The organism is Burkholderia sp. Cy-637 (genome assembly GCF_011753175.1).
Classification (GTDB): domain Bacteria; phylum Pseudomonadota; class Gammaproteobacteria; order Burkholderiales; family Burkholderiaceae; genus Burkholderia; species Burkholderia gladioli.
Window position 1 is genome coordinate 1 of the sequence record NZ_VWWC01000260.1, and the last position, 6,479, is coordinate 6,479.

General features: G+C 72.7%; 5 protein-coding genes. 2 read left to right on the forward strand and 3 right to left on the reverse strand.

The window, feature by feature from the left end; translation table 11 throughout:
- Positions 1–555, forward strand: a 555-nt coding sequence (locus F3J10_RS33660; protein ID WP_240155788.1) for a LysR substrate-binding domain-containing protein, incomplete at its 5' end; no start/stop codon positions are given.
- A gap of 102 nt (positions 556–657) precedes the next feature.
- Here F3J10_RS33660 and F3J10_RS33665 read toward each other — a convergent pair.
- Positions 658–3,177, reverse strand: coding sequence for a mechanosensitive ion channel domain-containing protein (locus F3J10_RS33665; protein ID WP_167243882.1), 2,520 nt, complete (start codon positions 3,175–3,177; stop codon positions 658–660).
- A gap of 470 nt (positions 3,178–3,647) precedes the next feature.
- On the opposite strand from F3J10_RS33665, the gene F3J10_RS33670 reads away from it, so the two are divergent.
- Positions 3,648–4,574 carry a hydroxymethylglutaryl-CoA lyase gene (locus F3J10_RS33670; RefSeq protein ID WP_167234431.1) on the forward strand — a complete coding sequence of 309 codons (927 nt, stop codon included), beginning with the start codon at positions 3,648–3,650 and terminating at the stop codon, positions 4,572–4,574.
- 101 nt (positions 4,575–4,675) lie between these two features.
- Here F3J10_RS33670 and F3J10_RS33680 read toward each other — a convergent pair whose 3' ends face one another.
- On the reverse strand, positions 4,676–5,500 hold the full coding sequence (locus F3J10_RS33680) for a putative hydro-lyase (RefSeq protein WP_167243883.1): 825 nt from the start codon (positions 5,498–5,500) through the stop codon (positions 4,676–4,678).
- Positions 5,501–5,528: 28 nt separating this feature from the next.
- The coding region (locus F3J10_RS33685) for an MFS transporter (RefSeq protein ID WP_167243884.1) at positions 5,529–6,479 on the reverse strand (951 nt) is incomplete at its 5' end.

Sequence of the window (6,479 nt, forward strand, 5' to 3'; positions counted from 1 at the left end):
TACGCCGCGCTCGGCGGCATCGCCTTGCGGATCCGCACCTCGGCCGACGATCGGCCCGATTTCTCGGCCGACGAGGTCGATGCGATGGTGGTACGCGGCGCGGGGCAGTGGCCCGGGATCGAGGCGGTGCCGCTGTTCGCCGAACGGCTGGCGCCGATGTGCTCGCCCGCGCTGGCCGCTTCACTGGGCGCGCCGGCCGATCTGGCGCGCGCGACGCTGCTGCATGGCGGCCATGGCGACGGCGGCTGGCGCGGCTGGCTGGAGCAGGCCGGCGCGACAGGCGTCGACGCCCAGGCCGGGCTCGTGCTCGACACGCTGGAACTGAGCCTGACGGCGGCGACGGAAGGCCATGGCGTGGCGATCGGCGATCCGCGCATGGCGCGCGAACGGCTGGCGGCGGGGCAACTGCTGATGCCGTTCGGCGCGGCGCTGCCCAACGGCCTCGGTTACTACCTCGTGTATCCCGTGCAGCGCGCGCGGGAGCCGAGGATCCGCGCATTGGCGCGGGCGCTGGCCGGGCTCGCCGCCGAGGAGGCGGACGGCGCGGGCGCCTGAGCGCGGCGGGTTGCCGAGCGCCGCATCGGCCTTCGCGAACGGCCTTGGGCGACGTGAGCTTCCGGTATGCGCCGCGTTCGATCCAGGCGCCCCGAGCCGTCCTCAGCCACGATCCGGCGGCGGCGTATCGGCGGGCGCGCCGGCCGGCTTGCCCGATTCGCGCTCGGCCGGCGTGGCCGGATCGGCATCCTCGGGTATCGCGCCGTCGTGCGCCTCGCGCGCGAGCACGTTGCGCTGGGGGTTGGCGATGCGGATGCCGCGATCGCGGAAGGTCTCGGCGATGCGGCGATTGAATTCGCGCTGCACGCCCCAGCGCGTCGAGTCCTTGCACTGGATCTGCCCGGACATCGCGATCGCCGCGCCGTCCACCGAATCGATACCCCAGTAGCTGAAGTCCGACAGGATGCCGTCCTTGTACTGCGGATCCTCGCGCAGCGCCGCGCCGATCTCCTTGAGCGTGGCCACCGCCAGGTCGACGTCCTCGCCGTACTGGATGCTGACCTTCACCGCCGCGTTGCCCAGGCCGCGGTTGGTGTTGTTGACGGTCGACACCGAGCTGAACGGCACGGTGTGCAGCGAGCCGTCGCCGGCGCGCAGCCGCACGGTGCGGATCGACAGGTATTCGACGGTGCCCGACACGCCGGCCAGGGTGACCCAGTCGCCCACCTGCATGGCGTTCTCCATCAGCAGGAAGATGCCGGTGATGAAATCCTGCACCAGCTTCTGCGAGCCGAAGCCGAGCGCGACCCCGAAGATGCTGGCGCCGGCCAGCAGCGGCCCGACGTTGACGCCCAGTTCCGACAGCCCGGTGAGCACCACCACCAGCGCGATCATCACGAACAGCAGCGAGCGCAGCATCGGCAGCAGGGTGCGCAGGCGCGCGGCGCGCACCAGGTTGCCCTGCTGGGTCCAGCTGTCGAGCCGGCGCTCGATCGCGATATTGGCCGCTTCCCAGACCAGCAGCGCCACCGCCGCGGCGATCGCGATCGTCACCAGGGCCGAGGCGAGCCGGTGGCCGATGGTGCCGGCCTCGAAGGCGCGCAGCACCGGCACGCCCCAGATCTGCAGCAGCAGGACCAGGGTGACGATGCCGATCACGCCGGAGACGATCTGGCGCGCCAGCGGGTAGTAGCGATAGGCATGGCGATGCACCAGCGTGCCGCGTTCGCTGTCGCGCCGCTGGAACAGCCGTGCGAGCGCGCCGAACACGATGATCGAGACGATCCGCATGCCGATCATCACGGCAATGGTGCGCCCGCCCAGCGCGAACAGCACGTGGTAGCCGTTGTGCACGTCGAGCGCCCAGACGAACCACAGCGCCATCACGATGAACACCGCGGCCGGCGCCCAGGCATCGGCCAGCGCGTTGCCGAGCACCGTCACCGACGGATTGCCGGCCGCGTGGGCGCGGATGCGCGCCGCCACCGGGCGGCTGCACTGCAGGATCAGGATCGACACCATCACGTGGCCCACCAGCGCGACGGCCTTGAGCAGGGCCAGGTGGCCCGCCTCGCTGAGGCCGAAGTTGGCGGCGATCTCGACCACCGCCGCGCAGCCGCCCACCACCAGCCCGATGCGGCGGATCCACTGCTGCGTGAACACGGCCCAGCGATCGCTCATGTGCAGCAGGCGCAGGCTCGGCGCGTCGGGCTGGAGGAACAGGCGCGTGACGATCGCCACCACGCGGCAGATCACGTAGATGTCGATCAGCGCGCTGATCGCGTCGGCCGGCGGCGTGTCGTCCTCGGTCAGCATCGACATCGCCAGCGTCGCCACGCCGACGAACACCAGCACCGGGATCGCCCGCAGCGCCAGGCTCACCAGCGCGCGCGGCATGCGCCGCAGCAGGGTGCTGTGGTGCTGGGCGTGGCCGCGTCCGCGGGTGGCGTGGGCGCTTTGTCGGGCGTCCTGGCTTGCGTCGTCGGCGGGGGCGGTGGCATTCGCCTCGGCGGCGGCGATCGAGGGCGCGGCCTCGCCGCTTGCCGCGCCGGCCGGCTTGGCTTCGGCTTCGGCTTCGGGCTCGGCGCTTTCGTCGTGGTGGCCGTTGGCGCGACGCGCGGCCAGCGCCGCCAGCGCGCGGCGCAGCAGGCGCCGCGCGAACCATTCGATCGCCAGCGCCGGCAGCAGCGCGCCCAGGATCAATTGCAGGAAGTGCATGAAGTCGGCGCGTTCGTCGCCGTGGGTGAGCTTGCTGCGCCACCAGCTGCCGACCGAGCCGACGTCGAGCAGCGAGCGCAGCGAATCGCGCAGCGCATTGCCGATCTGCGCGGCCCAGTGCGAGCCCTGGCGCACCAGTTGCGAGGCCAGGCCGTTGGTCTGGAGCGCGACCGGCGTGGACGCCGCCGATGCCGGTGCCGCGCTTGCCGCGGAAGCGGCGCTGGCCGCGCTGGCGGGCACCGGCGTGCTCAGTTCGCCGGCCGCCGCGATGGCGCGCAAGGTGGCCTCGAACTGCGCGCGCTGCTGCGTGTTCTCGAGCACCGCGAGCGCCTGCTTGGCCTGCTGCTGGGTGAGCGGCGGCACGGCGCCGGAAGCGGCCGAGGCCGGCGCCGCGGAGGCGGGCGCGGCCGCATGGGCCGCGGTGACGACGATGGCCAGCAGCCAGCCGATCAGGATCTGTCGCATAGGGAATGGGTGGGGCTCCGCGTCGGCGGCGGCCCGTCTTGGAGAGCGTTGGCAGGACGTTAACATGATTGCGTCCCGCCCCGATTAGTTCCGCCGAGCCTCGGCTCGCGCTGCGGCGGCGCGAATCGTCCCGGGCACCGACAGCCGATCGTCAGCTTCGGCGCGGGAACGCGTTTCGCTACGGTTGCCGGGTTGTTGCCGGTTGGCTGCCGGTTGGCTGCCGCCGCGCTGTCACCATGACAGCGCGGCGACTGTCGTCGCGAACCGTCTCTTGCCGCGCGGGCCCGCGGATCCGATAGTCGGGCCGCGGGCCGCTTCGCGTTCCGCCGCGCCCGACGGCGCGCTTCGACACGGAGGACGACACGATGCGATGCTCATTTCCCGCGCCGCCGAGGGCGCATTGGCAACGGCCGAACATGGCGGCGACCGGGCGCGGTACGCCGGGCGGCGGCTTCGGTGACGCAAGCGGCGTGCCGCTTCCGGCGCGCGTGCGCATCGTCGAGGTGGGGCCGCGCGATGGCCTGCAGAACGAGGCGACGCTGGTTGCGACCGCAACCAAGGTCGAGCTGGTCGAGCGGCTGGCCGATGCCGGGCTCGGGCATATCGAGGCGGCCGCCTTCGTCTCGCCGCGGCGTGTGCCGCAGATGGCCGACGGCGCCGAGGTGCTGCGCGCGCTGCCCCGTCGCGAGGGCGTGGTGCTGTCGGCGCTGGTGCCGAACCGGCGCGGGCTGGAGGCGGCGCTCGCGGCGCGCTGCGACGAGGTCGCCGTGTTCGCGGCGGCCACCGAGGCCTTCTCGCGAGCCAATATCGAATGCTCGATCGCCGAGAGCCTCGCGCGCTTCGTGCCGGTGATCGAGGCGGCTCGCGAGGCGGGCGTGCCGGTGCGCGGCTACGTGTCTTGCGTGATGGGCTGCCCGTACCAGGGCGAGGTCGCGCCGGCGCAGGCGGCGGCGGTGGCGGGCGAGCTGTACCGGATGGGCTGTCACGAGATCAGCCTCGGCGACACGGTCGGGCGCGGCACGCCGCTCGCCACCCGGCGCCTGGTGGAGGCCTGCGCGCGCGAGGTGCCGCTCGCGGCGCTGGCCGGGCATTTCCACGATACCTGGGGGATGGCGGTGGCCAACGTCTGCGCGGCGCTGGCGGCCGGCATCGCCATCTTCGACGCCTCGGTGGCGGGGATCGGCGGCTGCCCGTTCTCGCCGGGCGCGACCGGCAATCTCGCCAGCGAGGACCTGGCCTATCTCTGCGAGGGGCTGGGGATCGAGACCGGCGTGGACCTGGCGCGGCTGGTCGAGGCCGGCGAATTCATCTCGCGCGCGCTGGGGCGGCCTGGTGCCTCGCGGGTGGGGCGGGCCTGGCGAGCGCGGCACGCGGCCGGTGCGGCGGCCTGCGCCTGAGTCAAGCCCAAGCCCAAGCCCAAGCCCAAGCCCAAGCCCAAGCCCAAGCCCAAGCCCAAGCCCAAGCCCAAGCCCAAGCCCAAGCCGCGCGCGCCTGACGCTCAAACCAGGCGCAGATCCTCCACCAGCGGATCGCAGACCAGCATGTAGCCCGGCGCGTGCGTGATGCAGATCGGCGGGCGCGCCTCGATCACGGCCGCCTGCGGAGTGACGCCGCAACCCCAGAACACCGGCTGCTCGCCGGCGCGGATCTCGGTGGGCTCGCCCTCGTCGGGGCGGTTCACGTCGGCGATGCCGATCGCGGCCGGATCGCCGACATGCAGCGGCGCACCGTGCGCGCCGGGCAGGCGCGCGCAGACCTCGAAGGCGATCGCGGTTTGCTCGGCCGTGTAGGGCCGCATCGAGACCACGGTGGGCCCGCGGAACGGCCCCACCGGCACGGTCGGGATCGCGCTGCGGTACATCGGCACCACCTTGCGCTCGTCGACGTGCCGCACGCGCAGCCCGGCCTGCTCCAGGGCATGTTCGAAGGACAGCGAGCAGCCGATCACGAAGCCGACGAAATCGTCCTGCCAGAGCGAGGCGATCTCGCGCGGTTCGTCGACCAGCACGCCGTCGCGCCAGACGCGGTAGCGCGGCAGGTCGCGGCGCAGGTCGAGATCCTCGCCGAGCGCGGGCAGCAGCGGGCTGCCCGGCTCGGTCACGCCGATCAGCGGGCAGGGCGTCGGATTGGCGCGGCAGTAGGCGGCGAAATCGTCGGCCCAGGCGGCCGGCAGGATCACCAGGTTGCCTTGCGCGTGGCCCGGCGCGGCGCCGCTGGTATTGCCGTCGTAGCCGGCGCGGAACGCCAGCCGCGCGGCGCGGGGCGTGTCGAGCGCGGGTGCATCGGGCGAGGCGCGCAGGGCGCCGGAGTCGATCGTGTTCATCCTGGAGCGATCCTCATTCGGTCGGTCGTCATTCGAGCGCGGCATCGGCCGTCTCGCGCATCCTCAGCAGGGCCAGGCCGCCGATCACGAGCGCGCCCACCATCAGGAAGGCCGGCGACATCAGGTTGCCGGTGCTGCCGATCAGCGCGGTGGCCAGGTAGGGCGTGACGCCGCCGCCGAGCATCGCGCCGAAGTTGAAGCTGAAGGCCATGCCGGTGTAGCGCACGCGGGTGGGGAACTGCTCGGCGTAGGTGGGGTAGCCGACCGACTGCACGGCCGGCATCGGCAGCGCCACCACGAACATCGCCAGCGCGGCCAGCGCGAAGCTCTGCTGGTTCATCAGCACCATCATCGGGAAGATCAGCGCGATATAGCCGGCGAAGCCGACCAGCAGCACGCGGCGCCGGCCGATGCGATCCGACAGCCCGCCCCACAAGGGCATCAGGGCCGCCATCGCGAGGCTGATCACGGCCATCAGGGTGAACACGCTGGCCTTGTCGTACTTCAGGTAGCTGGTCAGGTAGATGTTCATGAAGATGAAGCCGACCCAGTAACCGGCGTTCTGGCCCAGCGATATCAGGAACACCTTCAGCAGGGCCGCGCGGTGATGCGCGAACAGCTCGGAGAGCGGCGCCTTGACGGTCTCGTGGCGCGCGGCCGACTGGCGGAACGCCACCGATTCGTCCACGCGCTTGCGGATCAGCGCCGACAGCAGCACCAGCGGCAGCGCCGCCAGGAACGGGATGCGCCAGCCGCCGGCGTGCATCTGCTCGGCGCCGACCAGGGCCGTGGTCAGCCCGCAGACGGTGGCGGCCAGCGCCCCGCCGATCGCCACGCCCACCGGCGTGAAGGCGCCGTAGAAGCCGCGCCGGCCGCGCGGCGCCGATTCGGCGAGATAGGTGGCCGCGCCCGTCACCTCGGCGCCGGAGAAGAAGCCCTGCGCGAGGCGCGCCAGCAGCAGCGCCACCGGCGCGGCCAC

Bases quoted from the DNA above. Each gene is read 5' to 3' on its own strand.
- F3J10_RS33665 (WP_167243882.1), bottom strand. From the start codon at position 3,177: ATGCGACAGATCCTGATCGGCTGGCTGCTGGCCATCGTCGTCACCGCG.
- F3J10_RS33680 (WP_167243883.1), bottom strand. From the start codon at position 5,500: ATGAACACGATCGACTCCGGCGCCCTGCGCGCCTCGCCCGATGCACCC.